The sequence below is a fragment of the Flavobacterium sp. genome (assembly GCF_046293665.1).
GTDB lineage: Bacteria > Bacteroidota > Bacteroidia > Flavobacteriales > Flavobacteriaceae > Flavobacterium.
The window spans coordinates 816442-836366 of record NZ_JBKBOL010000001.1; the positions used below are offsets into that span (position 1 = coordinate 816442).

Here is a 19925-nt window from a genome sequence, read left to right on the forward strand (position 1 = left end):
TGCATTAAGGTTAGTTAAGACTTAATGAAACTTAATTCATTCTTAACTTCTTAATGGTTTAAATTATTTCAATTCCAATACTAAAACCGATTTTCCTTCAATAGAAATATCATTTTTCAAATCAAAAGAAGCGTTACTTAACACGTCTTTTCCGGATTTGTAATGGTTTAAGTTTTCTTGAAATCTGTTGGTTTTGAAAGTTTGTTTTTCGTTACTGTTATTGACAATTACCATCACGCTTTCTTTTTCGTTATAACGGAAATAAACATAAACGTTGTTTTCTGGAACATAATGCGTTGTTTTTCCGAAATGAATCACGTCTTTGGTTTTTCTCCAATTGAATATTTTGGCGGTGAAATCGTAGAACTTGTTTTGCTCTTCGGTTCTTCCGGCTTTGGTGAAAGCGTTGTTGGTATCGCCATTCCAGCCGCCCGGGAAATCGTGACGAATGTCGCCATCGCCTTTGCCTTTGTCGCCGGCCATGGCAATTTCGGAACCGTAATACAACTGCGGAATTCCTCTAACGGTTGCCAATATAGTCATGGCCATTTGGTATTTTTTGAAATCGTTTTTATAGGCTTGATTGATGCGATTGGTGTCGTGGTTTTCGGCAAAAATTAAGATGTTGTCGATGTTGGGATATAAAAAGTCATTGGCAAAATTGTCATAGATTCTAATCATTCCTTTGTCCCATTCGCCTTTGTCTTCGTTGAACACTTTTTCTAAAGCATTGTATAAAGTGAAATCCATCACCGAAGGCAAATAGGAATTGTAGCTTTGAATGGCGCCAATTTTACTGTCTTTTTGCCAATAGGCCATTTGGGCTTGGTCTTGCATCCAAACTTCACCTACGATATTGAAATGCGGATATTCATCAGTGATGGCTTTGGTCCATTTGGCGATGCCGACTTTGTCATTATAAGAATAAGTATCGACACGGAAACCATCTAAATCGGCGTATTCAATCCACCAAATGGCGTTTTGAGTCAGGTAATTTAAAACTAACGGATTGGATTGATTTAAATCGGGCATCGATTTTACGAACCAACCGTCCATACAATATTGGGCATCGCGAGCGGAAGCATTGGGGTCAAATTGCGTGGTCATTCTGTAATTAGAATTGGTGAATTCCGGGAATTGGTGAACCCAGTCGCGCGTAGGTAAATCTTTGTACATCCAATGTTGCCAACCCCAGTGATTGGTTACATAATCCATGATGTTTTTCATGCCGCGTTTGTGCAATTCGGCACTCATTCTAACATAATCTTCATTAGTTCCGAAACGTGCGTCAATTTTATACACATCGGATTGACCGTAAGTGTGATATGAACCTCTTTCGTCATTGTCTTCACAAAGTGGTGTTGGCCAAACGGCCGTCGCGCCAAGCGATTGGATATAATCTAAGTTTTTGATGATGCCTTCGATATCGCCGCCGTGTCTGCCGTTGTCTTTGGAGCGATCCATTTTTTCGGTTAAGGCTGGATTGTTGTCGTTGTTTGGGTTTCCATTGGCAAATCGGTCCGGCATTAAAAGATAGATGACATCAGAGCTATCGTAACTTTTGCGGAAGCGAGAGTTTGCTCTTCTGGCTTTGAGCGAATAGTTTTGGGTAAAAGATTTTTTGCCGTTTTTGAAAGTAAAGACAAAATCCTGGGCCGGAACATTTTTGGTTTCAATTGTTACAAAAACATAATTCGGGTTTTCGGTTTTTTGAATGCCTTTGATGATGATGCCGTTGGAAACGGTGACTTCATTTTGGGCAATATTTTTCCCGTAGAACATAATCTGTACATCAGAAAGATTCATGTCATTCCACCAAAATGGCGGTTCAACTTTGTCAATTTGGGCGAAAGCCGAAACAGAAATCAAGAAAGAGAAGAGTATTTTTTTCATGTTGTTAGGTTTTACCATTAAGAAGTTAAGTTTTTGCATTAAGTTTCATTAAGGTTTTTAAAGTATTCGTTTACTAAAGGTTTTACAGATTTGGTTATGTTGTCTGTATAAAAATTTATTAGTAATCCTTGAGGTTTTTCTAATAAACTCATATAGGTTAAGAGTTGGGCTTCATGAACAGGGAGCAGATTTTCAATAGATTTTATTTCAACTATAATAGTATCATTAACTAATAAATCAAGTCTTAATTCTGTTTCTATTTGAACATTTCTGTATTCAAGTTTTACTTTTTGTTGTGTTTCCACTTTGAATCCTTGAAACTCCAATTCTTCTTTAAGACATTTTTCATAAACACTTTCTAGTAATCCCGGACCAAGAGTTTTGTGAACTGTTATAGCACAGCCTACAATATCATAACTTAATTGTGTTACTTCTTTCTTAGTCATTTTATTTATAAAAAAAGAAGTTAAGGCGTATCAATAAAACTTAATGAAAACCTTAACTTCTCTAAACTTCTTAATGTTAAAAATTATACGGTTACCAAACTATTCGGTTCTACCAAAACTTCTTTGCCATTTACGAAAACCGAAATCGCGGTTTCGCCTTCTAGGGTAAAGTTGGTTTCATTTTGGTGAACAGAAACTTTTAAAATTTGGTTTCTGAAATTGATTTTGAATGAATAACCATTCCAATCTTTTGGAATTCTTGGCTCGAAATGTAAGGTATTGTTTTTTACACGCATACCGCCAAAACCTTCCACGATACTCATCCACGTTCCGGCCATTGAGGTGATATGTAAACCTTCTTCCACTTCTTTGTTGTAATCGTCTAAGTCTAAACGAGAAGTTCTTAAATAGAATGTATACGCCTGTTCCATTCGACCTAAAACTGCGGCTTGAATCGAGTGAACACAAGGTGATAATGAACTTTCGTGAACGGTAAACGGTTCGTAAAAGTCGAAATGTTTTTCGAGTTGTTCTCTGCTGAAATGATCTTCAAAGAAGTAAAAACCTTGTAAAGTATCAGCTTGTTTGATGTAAGGCGAACGCAGGATTCTGTCCCAAGACCATTTTTGGTTGATTGGTCTTTGGCTTTTGTCTAAATCATGCACTTTGACCAATTCTTTGTCCAAGAAACCGTCTTGTTGTAAGTAAACGCCGTGTTCTTCCGAATAAGGAAAATACATGTGATCCGCTACTTTTTTCCAATGCAGGATTTCGGCATCATCTAAGTTGACTTTACTCATGATTCTGTTATAATCTGAGTTGTATTCTTGTTTTACTTTTTCAACTTGTTCGATGGTATAATCGATACACCATTTGGCAATATAATTAGTATAGAAGTTATTATTGACGTTGTTTTCGTATTCATTCGGACCGGTTACGCCCAAAATAACGTACTGATTTCTGTAGGTTGAGAAAGTTGCTCTTTGGTGCCAGAAACGGGCAATACCGATTAAAACTTCCAATCCTTTTTCAGGAATGTAACTGTAATCACCGGTAAATCTATAATAGTTGAAAATCGCAAAAGCAATCGCGCCATTTCTATGGATTTCTTCGAAGGTGATTTCCCATTCGTTGTGACATTCTTCACCATTCATGGTTACCATCGGATAAAGAGCAGCGCCGTTTTTGAAACCTAATTTTTCGGCATTTTCGATGGCTTTGTCTAATTGGTTGTAACGGTACGCCAAAAGATTTCGCGCTACTTGTTGGTCTTTCGTAGCCATGTAAAACGGAATGCAATAGGCTTCGGTATCCCAATAAGTCGAGCCGCCGTATTTTTCTCCGGTGAAACCTTTCGGACCGATATTTAAGCGAGAATCTTTGCCTAGATAGGTTTGGTTCAATTGGAAAATATTGAAACGAATACCTTGTTGGGCTTTTACATCGCCTTCAATGGTAATGTCGCTCATTTCCCAGATTTTGGCCCAGGCATCGATTTGGTTTTGTAATAAAGTATCATAACCTAAGGCTAATCCTTTGGCGATAACACTTTGCGCCGCCGGAATCAAATCTTTGGAATTGTGATTCATTGAAACGGTGTAACCGCCTAGTTTTTGGAACGCTATGGTTTGGCCTTTGGAAACCAGTTGTTCGTAAGTAAAAATTACTTTGTCCGAAGTAGTGTCTACAAAGGTTGGTTCGGCGTTTTGATTTTCGTTATTGATAAAGATGCTGTTGTGCATGTAAGTCGCCACTTCAAAATGGGTTTTGAAAGTACGCGCTACTACAAAAGCCTCATTGTTTTGATGTTGGGTTTCCAATGGTTCCCAAAATTTCTCTTCCCAGTTGGCGTCTTCGTTGTGAACTCCGGCGTCTAAATAAGGTTTGAAAACGATAGTGGCGTCTTGATTTTTCGGAGTGATTTCGTATTTGATTACGCCCAATTCATCTAAATCCAAAGACAAGAATCTTCTAACGTTAACATCGATTTCGATTCCGTTGTTCAAAGTGGCTGAGAAAGAACGATGGTACCAACCTTCTTTCATATTGAGTTCGCGTTTGAAATTAGTGACTTTACAGGCAGCTAAATCCAAAGTTTCTCCATTGATTTCGATTAAAATGCCAATCCAAACCGGAGCGTTTAACACTTTAGCGAAATACTCCGGATAGCCGTTTTTCCACCAACCCACTTTGGTTTTATCGGGATAATAAATGCCGGCGATGTAACTTCCTTGGAAGGTTTTTCCTGAATAGAATTCTTCAAAATTGGCACGTTGTCCCATGGCACCGTTTCCGATACTGAATAAACTTTCCGAGGATTTTACTCTGTCTAAATCAAATCCTTCTTCAATAATCGACCAGTTATCTGGTTTGATATAATCTTGGTTCATTGTAATTTTTTTATTGTCCTTTTATCATTCAATTTTAGTCGAGGAGCGCTTCTATAAAAGAAAGGTCCATAAACGTAAAATCTTTAAAATTGTATTTTGCTTCGTGCAATATTTCAGCGTCGCCAATACCAACGCTAATCATGTTGGCGATATTGGCGGCTTGAATTCCGGCTACGCTGTCTTCAAAAACGATACAGTTTTTGTTGTTGGCTTTGACCAATTTCGCCGCTCTTAGAAAAACTTCCGGATCGGGTTTGGCATTGGCCACATCGTTGCCGTCAACAATGGCGTCAAAAAAGTGTAAAATGCCTGTTTTTTCTAAAATAGGTCGGGCGTTTTTACTGGCCGAACCTAAGGCAATCAGTTGTTTTTTTTCTTTAATAAATTCGAGCACGTTGATTACTCCGGGAAGTAATTCGCTTTCATCCATATCAACGAGATAGGATAAATACTCTTCATTTTTTTGGATTAGCCATTTGTTTTTGTCTTCTTGCGAGGCTTGAACATTGCCAAGCGCCAGAATAATGTCAAGAGAACGAACGCGGCTAACGCCTTTTAATTCTTCGTTGTGTTCGGGTGTAAATTCGATTCCTAATTCTTGAGCTAATTTTTGCCACGCTAAAAAATGGTATTTGGCAGTGTCAACGATTACGCCGTCTAGGTCGAAAATAAATGCTTTTTTACTCATTAATATCAATCTTTTTGTTTGTCGATACGGTCAAGGTTAATAAACCTGCCAATATCATTGAAAGTCCACCAATTATTAAAGCATAAATGGGTTCGTCATTAAAAAAAGTGTTGACCAAGAAACCTAAAATGGTTCCAGCAACGATTTGAGGGATTACAATAAAGAAGTTAAAAACGCCCATGTAATAACCCATTTTGCTTGAAGGCAATGAACCCGAAAGCATCGCGTAAGGAATAGATAAGATACTTGCCCAAGCAATACCCACACCGACCATAGCGATTAATAAACCAACTTTATCTGATAGAAAATAAACAGAAATTAATCCCAATCCTCCGGCAATCAGAGCCAGCATATGGGTGAATTTATTACTGGTTCTTTTGGCCAAAACCGGTAATAAAAAGGCAACTGCTGCAGCAACACCATTGTAAACAGTAAACATTACAGAAACCCAGTCGGCTGCATCATTGTACACTTTTGAGGTTGTGTCATTGGTCCCAAAAACATGACCTGTTACGGCTTTGGTAGTATAAATCCACATGGCAAATAAAGCAAACCACGAGAAAAATTGTACCCAAGCCAGTTGTTTCATAGTTTTTGGCATGTTTAATAAATCAGTAATGATAATGGTAAAGCCGTTTCGAACTTTGTTTTTTCTCAGTTGAGAAACCAAAGCAAACAAAACTCCGGCTACAAGAATACCAATGGAAAGGATATATAGCTCTTTGTGGCTGTTTTCGCTTTTGGTATTAATGTCGTGAACAAAATAAGATAAGATTAATCCAATGATGGATAAAACCAAACCGATGTTAAATTGTCTTTTTTTAGTACAGCCTTCTTCGTTAGTGCTTTCATTAGTTTTTGAATTGTCTTTTTTGGCGTTTTCAAAGGCTTCCAATTCTTCCGGAGTATATTCTTTCGATTTTACTACGGTCCAAATTACGGCAAGAAGAAATACAATTCCGCCAACATAGAATGACCATTTTACAGATGGTGGCACTATGCCTTCAGGAGCTGTGTTTTCGATATTAAACCAATTGGTAAAGACATAAGGCAATGCAGAACCTACAACAGCACCAAGTCCGATAAAGAAACTTTGCATAGCAAAGCCCAGTGTACGTTGTTTTTCGGATAAATTATCACCTACAAAAGCTCTGAATGGCTCCATCGAAATGTTGATAGAAGAATCCATAATCCATAGAGTACCGATGGCAATCCAAAGGGTTGGGGAATTTGGCATAAAAATCAGTGCAATTGAAGACAAAATGGCGCCGACTAGAAAGTAAGGCCTTCTTCTGCCTAATCGAGTCCAAGTTCTGTCTGAAAAATAACCCACAATGGGTTGAACAATGAGACCGGTTAACGGTGCGGCTAGCCAATAAAGTCCTATTTTATCAACTTCTGCGCCTAAGGTGTCAAAAATTCTTGAAGTGTTTGCGTTTTGCAAGGCAAAACCAAATTGTATCCCCAAGAAACCGAAACTCATGTTCCAAATTTCCCAGAAACTTAATTTACGCTTTTCCATTATCGTAATTTGTTGATTTTTAAAACGATAAGCGCTTTGCTTATCAAAACTTTAATCTATTTTCGAAGTAAAGTACAAGCTTTGATAATTAGGGTAAAGATAAGAAAGAATTTATATTGAGACAGTCCTCGAAAAAAAAAATAACATCAACAGGTTACGAAAACGTTATTTGTTGATAAAAACCCTTTTATTTAGTGGATTCTCTTTCTACTAATTCTGTCTCGATTACTTCGGTTCTGTACTGTTCTTCGTCTTCTTCTTCAGCTTCAAGTCTTTCAATCAGCATTTTAGCAGCTTTGCCACCCATTTTCACGCCATTTTGACTTACGGTTGTAATACTAGGGGAAGAATATTTTGAAATAATTCCATCTGTAAATCCAATAATTGAAATATCTTCCGGTACTTTTTTGCCTAACTTATTGGCTTCTTTGATAGCGGTTACGGCGAATAATTCATTTACAGCAAAAACGGCATCAATATCATTATTAGTCAAAAGATTAGCTATGCTGTCTTCAAAGTTTTCGGTATCTTCGATTTTTAAGATCAGGTTTTCATCGACTTTGATGTCGTTGTTCTTTAAGGCTTTTATATAGCCTTCGGTTCTAAGTTTTCCAACGCTAACATAATCAACTGTTGAAATCAGGGCAATTTTTTTAAAGCCTTTGTCGATTAAATGTTGGGTTGCGTTAAAGGCTGCTAAATTATCATCGATGATTACTTTGTCGCACAGAATTTCATTGGTAATTCTGTCGAACATTACTACCGGCATTCCTTGATTGATGACTTCGACTATGTGGTGAAAATCTTTCTTTTGTTGGGTTTCTTTTGATAATGACATGATGAAGCCGTCGATACTTCCGTTCGCCAACATTTCCATATTGATTACCTCTTTGTCAAATGATTCGTCAGAAAGACATACCAAAACATTATAGCCATTTTCATTGGCTACATTTTCGACTCCACTAATAACCGTAGCAAAAAAATGGTGAATAATTTCGGGAATAATAATACAAATAGTCTTGGTTTTTTTGTTCTTTAAACTTAGGGCAATATTGTTGGGCTTATAGTTGTATAATTTGGCAAATGCCTGTACTTTTTGTCGGGTATCTTCGCTTATTTCCAGGCTGTTTCTTAAGGATTTCGAAACGGTGGAAATAGAGACATCAAGCTCTCTGGCAATTTGTTTAAGTGTTACTTTTCTTTTCATGTGGTAAATAATGATTTCTGAATAAAGATATAAGTTATTTTTTATTCTTTTAATTTTAGGCTTAAAATAATGCAATAACATAAAAGTTTTCAACACGAAAACGTTTTCGGTGGAGTTTTAACAAGCGTTTGTTCTTAAGATTGAAAATTTTGCATAAATTTAACATTCGAAGTAAAATTACAAGCACAAAATTAAATTTTTTAACCTAAACAAAACGTATGAAAACAATTTACAAAAAGTTGTTATTTTTATTCCTGTTACTGCCTTTTGGCGCTCTTGCACAGAGTTCTTTAAGTGGAGTTGTTCTTGATAGTAAATCAAACCAACCCTTGCCAGGCGTAAATGTAATTGTTCAAGGTGCAAACAGTAGCACCACCACAGATTTTGACGGGAAATTCCAGTTAGGCGGCTTAAAAAACGGAGACAAAGTCGTCTTTTCGTTTATTGGTTACGATTCTAAAACGGTTTCTTTCAACGGACAAAAATCTATCAATGTAAGCTTAGATGAAAGTGCCAACCAATTACAAGAAGTTGTAGTTCAAGTTGGTTACGGAACTGTTAAGAAAAAAGATGCAACAGGTTCGGTGACAGTCATCTCATCAAAAGATTTTAACAAAGGCGCTAATGTTACCGTTGATAACTTATTAACAGGAAAAGTGGCCGGTGTAGCTATCAATACTAATGGTGGTTCACCGGGTTCTGTACCAACGATTAGAATTCGTGGAGGTTCTTCATTGTTAGCTAATAATGATCCATTAGTTGTGTTAGATGGTTTGCCAATGGATTCAAGAGTTTTGGCTACTTTAAATCCTAATGATGTAGAAAGTTTTACCATATTAAAAGATGCATCGGCCACAGCTATTTATGGTTCTAGAGCGTCAAATGGTGTGATTATCATTACTACTAAAAAAGGAGGAAAAGAACTGGAGGTAGAATATAATTTCCAATATGGAAGCGGAAAAAAAATGAACAAAATTGACGTGCTTTCTGCAGATCAATTTAGAGAAGCAGTAAATTTTGTTTATCCTGTGCTTGATCCGAGTGAACCCAATGCGGTCTTTAATGAGTCTATAAGAAATAAATTAGGAAATGCTAACACGGATTGGCAAGAAGAAATTTACAGAAGAACTGATTACGTAGATAATAGTTTGTCATTAAAAGGAAATTTGTTTAAAAGAATTCCAACCAGATTGACTATTGGTAATACTTATCAAGAAGGATTAAGGTTGACGGACAAACTAAACAGAACTAGTGTTTCGTTAAACATGAGTCCAAGTTTTTTTGATAATCATTTAAAAACGAGAGTGTCTGTTAATTACACAGAGTCAAAAAGGAGAAATGCGCCCGGAGTAGAGGGTGCTGCTTTGTTAATGGATCCTACACAGCCGGTTTATGATGCTAGCTCTCCATTTGATGGTTTCTTTGAGTTTAGAGATGGTGATAACTTAACCGATTTTGCTCCAATTGCAACAGCAAATCCGGTGGCGCAGCTTTTACAAACCAATAATACAAGTGAGAACTATAAGCTTTTCGGAAATTTTGAGATCGATTATAAGTTTCACTTTTTCCCTGAGTTGAGATGGGTAACTAATTTAGGATATGACAGGGATACAGGATTTAGTAGAAATATAACTCCTAACACCGCAAGAACTTCACCAATCAGACTGAATCAATTTATAGGAAACAACAGTTATTCAGACGGAGAAAGTACTAACAAACTTTTGGACACTTATTTTATTTATGCAAAAACATTAAATGATTTAAGATTTGATTTAACTGCAGGCTATTCGTATCAAAAATTTGAAGGCTTTGGTTATACTACTCGAAATTTAAACAACCCTGATGACGAACCTCAATTTACGGTTAGCGATGATATTGTATATATTGGTTTTATAGGTAGAACTAATATTACCTATAAAGATAAATATTATCTAACATTAAGTTACAGAAGAGACGGGACTTCTCGTTTTGGAGAATTAAACCGATGGGGTAATTTCCCGGCGGCCTCTATTGCATGGAAACTTAAAGAAGAATTTTTTGCCGGTAGTTCATTACTAAGTGAGTTAAAGTTAAAAGCTGGTTGGGGAGTTACTGGTCAGCAAGATATTGGAGCGGGCTTATTTTACTTACCACAATATTTCCTAGGAAACCAAAATACCCAATATTCAATTGACAACAATTATTTTCCGGTAGCTCAACCTGGAGGTTATAATCCAAGTTTGAAGTGGGAAGAGACGTCAACCTATAACCTTGGATTGGATTATGGATTTAATGGTAATAGATTAAACGGTAGTTTAGATTTCTTTTACAAACAATCCAAAGACTTGTTCCAAAATGCTCCATTTGCTGATGGAAGTAATTTCACGAACGAAGGACCTCAAAACATTGGAAGTATGAGTGTGAAAGGGTTTGAATTGAATGTAAATTATGATGTTATTAGAGGGGATAACGTAAATTGGAGTGTAAACTTCAATGCTTCTAAATTTGAGAGAAGAATTGATGAAATTGCTGGAGGTGTGCCAATTTATGTTGGTAATATTGGGATTGGAACAGAATCACAAATAATGCAAGAAGGATTTACGCCAAACTCATTCTTTGTTTATAAACAATTGTATAGTTTAGATGGCAGACCAATTGAAGGCGCTTTCGCAGATTTAAACGGCGATGGAGTTGTAAATACGAGTGACCGTTACATCTATAAAAACACAGATCCGGATTTATTATTGGGTTTTTCTACTAATGTAAGTTACAAAAATTTTGATTTAGGGTTTAATTTGAGAGCCAGTTTAGGCAATAGAATTTTAAATGTGGTTAAATCACGCTCTTCTTATTATGACCAATTATTGAACGGTGAGCTTCAGAATTTACCGGCATCAGTTTTAGATTATGATTTTAATACCAGAGCCAACGGACAAATTTTATCAGATATGTTTGTTGAAAATGGTTCTTTCTTAAGAATGGACTATGCTACATTAGGGTATACTTTTCAAAAATGGCTTGATGGTAAAGCAACATTAAGATTGTTTACCGGTGTACAAAATCCATTCATTATAACTGAATATTCAGGTTTAGATCCTGAATTCTCAGGTGGAAACGATCAAACAATTTACCCTAGACAACGTCAAATATTATTTGGTGCAAACGTTAAATTTTAAAAAATTGTAAATATGAAAAAATTAAGTAAATTTTTAACCTTTCTGATCATTTCGTCACTATATATTAGTTGTACTGATGATTTAGATGTAACTCCAAGTGATCCCTTGCGATTGGATGCTGACGAGTTTTATTCTCAGCCAGATGCCTACAAAAGTGCTTTAGCTGGTGTATATGGTAATTTATCATTAACAGGTACAAACGGAGCTGAATCTTCTAATTTAGGGGGTATTGATGCTGGTTTTAGCCAGTATGGTAGGGTTGTTTGGTATCTAAATACCTTAACAACTGATGAAGCAATTTGGTCTTATGAAGGAGGAAATGATATAGGAGTAAGAGAACTACAAAGAAATATTTGGGATCCAACAAACCCATTTTTTAGAGGAATGTTTAGTAGAGGAATGTTACAAGTAGCGCTTGTAAATGAGTTTTTAAGACAATCTACTCCTGATAAATTGAATTCAAGAGGTATCAGCGCAACAGAGCAAGCTGAAATTCAGGATTATAGAAATGAAGTGAGAGTTTTGAGAGCTTTAGCTTACTATCACCTAATGGATTTGTTTGGAAAAGCGGCATTCAACACTGAAAATGATGCAGTAGGTGTTACCGGACAGCAGTATAATAGACAGCAATTATTTGCTTACATTGAAAACGAATTATTAGAGGTTTTGCCATCATTGAAAGCGCCAAGAACCAATCAACAAGGTAGATTGGATCAAGGAATGGCCAGAATGATTTTAGCTAAAATTTATTTGAATGCAGAAGTGTATATAGGACAAAATAAATATGCAGACTGTATGACACAGTGTAGTGCCCTTATAGCTGGAGGATATGTTTTAGAAAATAACTATTTAGATAACTTCAAAGCAGATAATGATACTTCAACCGAAATGATTTTTGCCATTCAATCAGATGGTATTTTGACACAAAACTACGGGCCTACTACAGTAATGGTAAATGGTTCTGTTGGTTCACTTGAGCAAAACGGTCTTTCGTTAGGCGTAGGTGCCGGTGGATGGGGAGGAGCAATTCGTTTAAGAAAACAGTTTGTTGAAAAATTTAACGGTGTAGACTTTGAATATGATGCCCGAAAAACGATATCTGGCGGAGGGCCAAGATCTCTAGAGATAACCAATGTTACAAGCCAAAGTCAAGGTTATATCTTAGCTAAATACTCTAATATAAGTTCTACAGGGATTCCAGGATCTAACACAACATTTGTTAATACAGATTTTCCATTGTTTAGATTAGGAGATGTGTATTTAATGTATGCAGAAGCACAAATGAGAAATGATGGCGCTACAAATGGAAGCTCTACTACCAATGCTTCTTCCCAATCCATGACTTATATCAATGCTTTGAGAGAAAGAGCTAACGGAGGTAATTTTGCCAATGTAACCCAAGGACAGGTAACACTAGACTTTATCTTAGATGAAAGAACTAGGGAGTTACACTGGGAAGCGCACAGAAGACAAGATTTGATAAGATTTAATAAATACACAGGAGGAAATTATAATTGGGCTTGGAAAGGGAATGGTTCTAACGGAATTGCAATTCCTGCTCACTTTAATGTTTTTCCATTACACCCTTCAACATTATCTTCTAATACTAATTTAACACAAAACCCTGGTTATTAATAACAAAAAATAATTCAAAATGAAAAATAAATTTAAATATTTAATCGCAGCAATTGCATTCTTAGGTCTTACATCTTGTGAAGATGAACAAGATTTAAAATTTATATCTCCTGAAGGGACATTCTCAATTATTACCCCTTTAAACGGAGAATCAATAATTTTAAATGACGCTACACCTTCAAATCCTGGGATTTCATTGACATGGAGCGCAATGGATTTTGGCACTCCAACTGAAGTTACTTACACAGTTGAGTTAGCTCCTGCAGGGTCTGATTTTTCTAATCCTCAAGTTTTAACAACTACGTCTAATAGATTTGCAACTATTCAAACGGCTCAATTCAACTTGGCTTGTCTTACAGCTGGTGCCACACCTTTTGTTGCTAGTCCAGTTGATATTAGAATTAAAGCTACTGTTGGCGTAGGATTTGAACCAGCTTATTCAAGTGTTTTGACTTATACGGTAACTTGTTATGGTTGTTTAGGTCAGTTCGCTGTTGGAGCAGGTTTGCCTGCCGCTGGCTGGAACTGGGATTCGCCAGTGAGCTTAATTTGTGATGATAACGTTTTAATGGCAACTGTAACTTTTGCTAATGATACCTTTAGATTCTTTACTGAAGAAGGGAATTGGGGTTCAGGTAGAAATTATCCTTATTATGCAAATGATGGATATAAAATTAGTTCAGTTTTAGAGAATGCCATGGATGGCGATTCAAATTTCAGATTTACTGGAAACCCGGGAACACACAGAATAAAAATTGATGAAAATCAGAAATTCATTTCTGTCGCACAAGGTACTACTTCCGCAAATTCATTATGGTTGGTTGGTGCTGCAACACCTGGTGGATGGTCATGGGCAGGAAATAATGAAACGGAATTCCCATTAGTTAAAGCGGGTGTTTATGAATCAATCTTAACCTTAACCAGCGGAGAATCTTTTAGAGTGTTCTTAGGGAACAATGGAGGAGATAGCTGGGATTTAGGAAGCCGTAACTATCCGTATTATGTTGGCGAGGGATATACTATTTCACCTGAGTTGATTAATGCTTTAGATGGAGATAGTAATTTTAGATATGTTGGCTCAACTGGTCTTAGAGTTTTAAAAGTAGACACAGTTGCAAAGACAATTACTTTGAATTAAAATAAATAAATTAACACAGACCAATGTAAATTGGTCTGTGTTTTTTAAAAATAAAATCATGAAAAAGAAATTTATTATTGTTTTAGCCTTTTTTTGTAGTTTACTTTCGTTTTCTCAGATTACTACAAATCCATCACCTGTATTAGCAGATCAAGCAGCAACCATTACTTTTAATAAAACAGGTACACCATTAGCCAGTTATACAGGAACAATTTATGCCTACATTGGTGTAACCGTTAATGGAGTGCAATGGCAAAATATTAAGGGCAGCAGTGTTTGGGGCAATAATATTCAACCTCAAATGACTCAAGTTACAGCCAACACTTACAGTTTGACTATTAGTCCTGACTTATTTACATACTTTGGTGTGTCTACAGCCAATTCAATTACACAAATTTGTGTTGTTTTTAGAAGTGAAGATGCCTCTCAGCAAACCGCTGATTTATTTATTCCTGTTGGGGCTTTTCAATATACACTTACGGCTCCGGCTTTTAACAGTAACAACTTTGTAGCTAGTGGGGGTAGCCTTGCAATCACAGCTAGCAATACCAATGGTTCGGCAACTTATAATTTAATAGCCAACGGTACAACTATCAATTCGCAAAACACATCAAATTATTCTTTTACACATACTGGAATAACTTCGAATCAATCATACACTTTACAAATTATCCAAGGGAATACGACTTTTACAACCCGATTTAGTGCCATTATTGTTGCTACACCTACCGCTCAAGCATTACCGGCTGGACTTGTTGATGGAATAAATTACAACAGTTCTGATTCCACAAAAGCGACCTTAGTTCTAACGGCACCTTTCAAAGATTTTGTTTATGTAGCTGGAAGTTTTAATAACTGGCAACCCAATAATTCTTACGTTATGAAGCGTGATAGCGCAACAGGTAAATATTGGCTAGAATTAACGGGTTTAACACCGGGCCAAATTTATGCTTATCAATATTGGGTTTGTGACCAAACCAATCGTCCTGTCAATTCACCGGCTATTGTAAAAACAGCAGATCCATTTTCTACACTAGTTTTATCACCTTTTGATGATGGAGAGATAATCTCTCTAGGGGTTTTTCCTGGCTTACCGGAGTACAATACTATAGCACCAAATCAAGAAAGGGAAGTAACTGTGTTACAAACCGGAAACAACTTATTTGCTTACAATTGGAGTAGTGCTACCCTTAATTTTGTGAAACCAAACAAAAAAGATTTGGTTTTTTATGAAGTACTGGTAAGGGATTTTGATGCCAACAGAACCTACCAAGACTTAATCAATAAAATAGATTACTTCAAAAACTTGAACATTAATGCCATTAAATTAATGCCTGTAATGGAATTTGAAGGGAATATGAGTTGGGGTTACAATACCGTTTTCCACATGGCATTAGACAAGCGATATGGGCCACCGGTAAAACTGAAAGAATTCATTGATTTGTGCCACCAAAATGGAATCGCTGTTGTTTTGGATTTAGCATTAAACCACGTTTTTGGCCGTTCACCATTAGAAAGAATGTGGATGTTAGATACTGATAATGATGGTTGGGCTAATGGAACTGGTCCCAGAACTACAACAGAAAACCCATACATAAATCAAGTTGCTTTACACAGTTATAATGTAGGGAGCGATTTAAATCATTTTAGAGAAACTGGTCCGGGTGGAAATATGACCAATACTTACGCCCTAAGAACTATTCAATATTGGATTAACGAATTTAAAATAGACGGTTATCGTTGGGATTTGACAAAAGGTTTTACCAACCAATGTACTTCCAATGACGAAGCTTGTACCAATGGCTACAGAACCGATAGAGTTGCCAAAATGAAATGGTATGCAGACAATCAATGGGCTGCTGATCCAAACTCCTTAGTGATTTTTGAACATTTAGGGACCGGTGGTTCTGCTGCAGAAGAAATAGAATGGGCCAATTATCAAAGAAATGGTGATACTAAAGGAATCATGCAGTGGAGAAAAATGACTGACCCTTATGCTAATTTGTTAAAAGGAAATTCCGCCGATCTTAGTGCCGTTACCGACGCCAATAACTATCGTTTCGTTGGATATGCAGAAAGTCATGACGAAGAAAGAGTAGTGTACAAAGCACTTACCGAAGCTGGTCAAACCCAAGGAAATTTAGCAAAAGTATTACAAAGACTTCCGGCAATGGGTTCTGTGTTTTTTATGGTGCCTGGGCCAAAAATGATTTGGCACTTTGGCGATTTAGGTTGGGATAAATCATTATGGACTTGTAGTAATGGCGTTGTGTCTTTTTCTGCACCGGATTGTAAATTAGATACAAAACCACAACCTCAATGGACAGAAAATTGGCTAGGCAATGAAGCCAGAGCTAATGTTTATAATCAATGGGCCAAACAAATTGATTTGAGAATTACCGAAGAGGTATTCCAAAACGGACAACACGCATGGAATTTTAGTCAAACCGGAAGACCTCGTTTAGACGTTTGGACATCAACTTCACCATCTTCTTCCTTGAGCTATGTTTTTGTTTTAACGAATTTTTCAGACAATACTTACATTACAGCAGGTGGTTTCCCTTTTACAGGAAATTGGTTTAATTTGATGGATAATTCGGTATTTAATGTATCAAGTACAAGCCAAAGTGTTTCAATTGAACCTGGTGGATATAGAATCTTTGGAAACCAACAAAGTTCTTTAAATACAAACGAAATTGTCAATCAAGCATTAGGATTGTATCCAAATCCAACTTCAGGAAGCTTCAACATTAAAGGCCAAGTTTCTAAGGTGGATGTTTACTCAATCACCGGTCAGTTGGTTAAGTCATTTGAAAATATTTCTTCAGAAGATTACCAATTCGATATCAATGACTTAAATAATGGTGTTTATTTAGTGAAAGCAATCGATCTAAATAGCAATTCAAAAACCATGAAAGTCATCAAACAATAAGGTTAGATTAGTTATATAATTATTTTGCAGAAGCCACGTTTTTATAGCGTGGCTTTTGTTTTTTATAAAAATTTTCCCCTTAAATTTTTTTGTCTCTTTTCCCCTTTGTATTTTTGACCCATGAAAAAGCCATCAAAGTCAATCATAGTCAGGATTTTAAAGATTACCGGAATTACCTTTGGGTCAATCATCCTGTTGATGTTTTTGATGCCTATTCTTTTTCCCGGAAAAATTGCAGAAGAGGTTAAAGCCTTCGCCAATAAAAAACTAAACGGCGAATTGAATTTTAAAGAAGCTAATCTGTCGTTCTTCAATCACTTTCCGTCACTGACTTTAACCTTAACCGATTTCTCGCTAAAAGGTTCCTCACCTTATCAAAATGAAACGCTAATTTCAGCCAATGATGTGTCTTTCGGAATCAACTTGAAATCTTTGATTTTTGATAGTAAAGTTACCATCGATCAAATTTATGTTTCAGAAGCCTTAATCAATGTAAAAGTCAACGCCAAAGGAGAAGCCAATTACAACGTCTACATAGCCGAAGAAGAAACAAATAAAAAAGAAGCTGAAAGTGAAACTTCACTTCGCTTGGATAGAATTGCCATCGAAGACAGTCATTTGGTTTATGACGACAAATCGACTAAAATTTTAATCGATGCTAAAGGCTTTAATTACATTGGAAATGGTGATTTAGATAAAGCCGTTTTTGATATTTATACTGAAGCCAAAATAGCCGATTTTGATTTTGCTTACGACGGCGAACAGTATTTAAAAGACAAGAAAGTCAAAGCCGATTTGATTACCAAAATCAACACCAATTCCTTAGCGTTCGTATTCCAACAAAACAACTTGAAAATCAACAAGCTTCCGGTAGAATTCAACGGTAAGTTCGACTTTCTCAGTAATGGTTATGATATGGATTTCAATATCAAATCCGAAGACAGTAAGCTTAATGATTTTTTTACTGCATTGCCACCGGCTTATGTCACTTGGTTGGATAAAACCAAAGTCAAAGGAAGCACCGATTTATTATTTACCTTAAAAGGAAAATACATCGCTTCCAAAAACCAAAAACCCGACGTGGCTTTCAATATGAAAATCCGTGATGGTTTAATTGAATACAAAGATGCACCATTTCCGGTCTCAAATATCTTCTTGAATTTTGACACCAAATTACCTTCGTTAGACACCGAACAACTGAGAGTCAACATCGATTCTATTTTCTTCAATGTCGATAAAGATTATGTAAAAGCGATTATCAAATCAGAAGGTTTGTCCAAACCCAATATTAGCGCAAGAATCAACTCCAAAATCGATTTAGCCCAAATGGACAAAGCCTTCGGATTGGAGAATATGGATTTGCGAGGTGTCTTAAATCTAGACATCAAATCCAACGGTGTTTACGACAAAAAGAATGGTAAAATTCCGGTAACCGATGGTAAAATCAATTTCAAAAACGGTTACGTAAAAACCGATTATTATCCAAATCCGATTCAGAATATTAATGTAGTTGCGACTATTTTCGACCAAAAAGGGTCGCTCGATGATTTGAAAATTACTATTACTCCGGCGTCTTTTGAGTTTGAAGGTAAACCCATTTTTGTCAATGCCAAGTTGCAAAATTTCGAAAATATCAACTACGATATCAAAGCCAAAGGCGAGTTGGATTTAGGTAAAATCTACCAAGTCTTCTCCCAAAAAGGACTCGATGTAAAAGGTTATGTCAATGCCGATGTCTCTTTCAAAGGTTCTCAAGATGACGCTATGAATGGCAGATATGCCAAGTTGCAAAACAAAGGAACTTTGATGCTGAAAAACATTAAAACTACTTCAGAATATTTGCCAAAACCGTTTGTTATCAAAGAAGGCACATTTAAATTCAATCAAGACAAAATGAATTTCAATGATTTCATCGCCGCTTATGGTCAATCCGATTTTAAAATGAATGGTTATTTGCAAAACGTAATCGATTTTGTATTGACCGATAAAGCCATTTTAAAAGGGAATTTCCAATTGCATTCGGATTATATCAATGTCGATGAATTCATGGCGCAAACAACAACAGTTGCAGATACTATAGAAAATACCGAAGCCAATGCAACGCCAGCCGGAGTGGTAGTCATTCCGTCTAATTTCGATTTACAATTCAATGCTACGGCTGATAAAATCAATTTTGATGGATTAGCGATTGATAAGTTGAAAGGCAACATGAAAATCAGCAAAGGTCAATTGGAACTAAAACAATCGGGTTTTGATTTGATTGGTGCCAATGTTAAAATGGATTTGGTTTACGGAAGTCAATCTACAGAGAAAGCGTTTTTCGATTTTAAAATCTTAGCCAAAGAATTCGACATCAAACGTGCCTACAACGAAGTAAAAATGTTCAAAGAAATGGCATCCGCTGCCGAAAGTGCCGAAGGAATTGTTTCCTTAGATTATAAAGTGGCCGGAATTCTCGATGCGAATATGCAACCGATTTATCCATCATTAACCGGAAACGGAGTTTTATCGGTAAAGAAAGTCAAAATGAAAGGATTCAAAATGTTTGGTGCCGTAAGTCAAAAAACAGGCAAAGACGCTATCAAAAATCCGGATGTTTCTCAAGTTGATATCAAAACCAAGATAAAAAATAACATCATCAATATTGAACGTTTCAAATTCAAAGTCGCCGGTTTCCGCCCAAGAATTGAAGGGCAAACCAGTTTTGACGGGAATTTGAATATCAAAATGCGTTTGGGTTTACCGCCATTCGGTATCATCGGAATTCCGATTAAAGTCACCGGAACTCAAGATAACCCGAAAGTCAAACTAGGAAAGCAAACCGAAGACTTACAAGAAACGGAATACGAAGGCGATGTGCCGCAACCCATTTCAGCAGAAGCTAAACCATAATAATTTCAAAGTTTTTTTGGGTAACAA

11 protein-coding genes are annotated in these 19925 nt (G+C 36.4%); 5 read left to right on the forward strand and 6 right to left on the reverse strand.

The window, feature by feature from the left end; genetic code table 11:
- Positions 1-63: 63 nt before the first annotated feature.
- The 6 genes from ACK4R1_RS03715 to ACK4R1_RS03740 all read right to left on the reverse strand — a co-directional run bounded on the left by ACK4R1_RS03715 (position 64) and on the right by ACK4R1_RS03740 (position 8146).
- Positions 64-1893 carry a glycoside hydrolase family 13 protein gene (locus tag ACK4R1_RS03715; protein ID WP_409683807.1) on the reverse strand — a complete coding sequence of 610 codons (1830 nt, stop codon included), beginning with the start codon at positions 1891-1893 and terminating at the stop codon, positions 64-66.
- Positions 1894-1931: 38 nt separating this feature from the next.
- The gene (locus ACK4R1_RS03720; RefSeq protein WP_409683809.1) at positions 1932-2339 is read right to left on the reverse strand and encodes a GxxExxY protein; all 408 of its coding nucleotides are present in this window, start codon (positions 2337-2339) and stop codon (positions 1932-1934) included.
- An 83-nt stretch (positions 2340-2422) separates the two neighbouring features.
- Positions 2423-4729, reverse strand: coding sequence for a glycoside hydrolase family 65 protein (locus tag ACK4R1_RS03725; RefSeq protein ID WP_409683811.1), 2307 nt, complete (start codon positions 4727-4729; stop codon positions 2423-2425).
- Between the two features lie 34 nt (positions 4730-4763).
- Positions 4764-5417 carry a beta-phosphoglucomutase gene (pgmB, locus tag ACK4R1_RS03730; protein WP_409683813.1) on the reverse strand — a complete coding sequence of 218 codons (654 nt, stop codon included), beginning with the start codon at positions 5415-5417 and terminating at the stop codon, positions 4764-4766.
- Positions 5410-6939, reverse strand: coding sequence for an MFS transporter (locus tag ACK4R1_RS03735; RefSeq protein ID WP_409683815.1), 1530 nt, complete (start codon positions 6937-6939; stop codon positions 5410-5412). The genes pgmB and ACK4R1_RS03735 overlap by 8 nt, the downstream gene beginning before the upstream one ends.
- A 187-nt stretch (positions 6940-7126) precedes the next feature.
- Positions 7127-8146, reverse strand: a complete 1020-nt coding sequence (locus ACK4R1_RS03740) for a LacI family DNA-binding transcriptional regulator (RefSeq protein ID WP_409683817.1) — start codon at positions 8144-8146, stop codon at positions 7127-7129.
- 218 nt (positions 8147-8364) lie between these two features.
- Here ACK4R1_RS03740 and ACK4R1_RS03745 point away from each other — a divergent pair, with 218 nt between their 5' ends.
- The 5 genes from ACK4R1_RS03745 to ACK4R1_RS03765 all read left to right on the forward strand — a co-directional run bounded on the left by ACK4R1_RS03745 (position 8365) and on the right by ACK4R1_RS03765 (position 19898).
- Entirely contained in the window at positions 8365-11301 is a 2937-nt protein-coding gene (locus ACK4R1_RS03745; protein WP_409683819.1) for a SusC/RagA family TonB-linked outer membrane protein, read from the forward strand.
- A 12-nt stretch (positions 11302-11313) separates the two neighbouring features.
- Entirely contained in the window at positions 11314-12936 is a 1623-nt protein-coding gene (locus tag ACK4R1_RS03750) for a RagB/SusD family nutrient uptake outer membrane protein (protein ID WP_409683821.1), read from the forward strand.
- Between the two features lie 19 nt (positions 12937-12955).
- Positions 12956-14074: a SusE domain-containing protein gene (locus ACK4R1_RS03755; protein ID WP_409683823.1), complete on the forward strand. Its 1119-nt coding sequence runs from the start codon at positions 12956-12958 to the stop codon at positions 14072-14074.
- A gap of 58 nt (positions 14075-14132) precedes the next feature.
- The gene (locus tag ACK4R1_RS03760; RefSeq protein ID WP_409683825.1) at positions 14133-17006 is read left to right on the forward strand and encodes an alpha-amylase family glycosyl hydrolase; all 2874 of its coding nucleotides are present in this window, start codon (positions 14133-14135) and stop codon (positions 17004-17006) included.
- Between the two features lie 120 nt (positions 17007-17126).
- The gene (locus ACK4R1_RS03765; protein ID WP_409683827.1) at positions 17127-19898 is read left to right on the forward strand and encodes an AsmA family protein; all 2772 of its coding nucleotides are present in this window, start codon (positions 17127-17129) and stop codon (positions 19896-19898) included.
- The last annotated feature ends 27 nt before the right edge of the window (positions 19899-19925 follow it).

Bases quoted from the DNA above. Each gene is read 5' to 3' on its own strand.
- ACK4R1_RS03765 (WP_409683827.1), top strand. From the start codon at position 17,127: ATGAAAAAGCCATCAAAGTCAATCATAGTCAGGATTTTAAAGATTACC.
- ACK4R1_RS03725 (WP_409683811.1), bottom strand. From the start codon at position 4,729: ATGAACCAAGATTATATCAAACCAGATAACTGGTCGATTATTGAAGAA.
- ACK4R1_RS03740 (WP_409683817.1), bottom strand. From the start codon at position 8,146: ATGAAAAGAAAAGTAACACTTAAACAAATTGCCAGAGAGCTTGATGTC.
- ACK4R1_RS03755 (WP_409683823.1), top strand. From the start codon at position 12,956: ATGAAAAATAAATTTAAATATTTAATCGCAGCAATTGCATTCTTAGGT.
- ACK4R1_RS03715 (WP_409683807.1), bottom strand. From the start codon at position 1,893: ATGAAAAAAATACTCTTCTCTTTCTTGATTTCTGTTTCGGCTTTCGCC.
- pgmB (WP_409683813.1), bottom strand. From the start codon at position 5,417: ATGAGTAAAAAAGCATTTATTTTCGACCTAGACGGCGTAATCGTTGAC.
- ACK4R1_RS03720 (WP_409683809.1), bottom strand. From the start codon at position 2,339: ATGACTAAGAAAGAAGTAACACAATTAAGTTATGATATTGTAGGCTGT.
- ACK4R1_RS03745 (WP_409683819.1), top strand. From the start codon at position 8,365: ATGAAAACAATTTACAAAAAGTTGTTATTTTTATTCCTGTTACTGCCT.
- ACK4R1_RS03750 (WP_409683821.1), top strand. From the start codon at position 11,314: ATGAAAAAATTAAGTAAATTTTTAACCTTTCTGATCATTTCGTCACTA.
- ACK4R1_RS03735 (WP_409683815.1), bottom strand. From the start codon at position 6,939: ATGGAAAAGCGTAAATTAAGTTTCTGGGAAATTTGGAACATGAGTTTC.
- ACK4R1_RS03760 (WP_409683825.1), top strand. From the start codon at position 14,133: ATGAAAAAGAAATTTATTATTGTTTTAGCCTTTTTTTGTAGTTTACTT.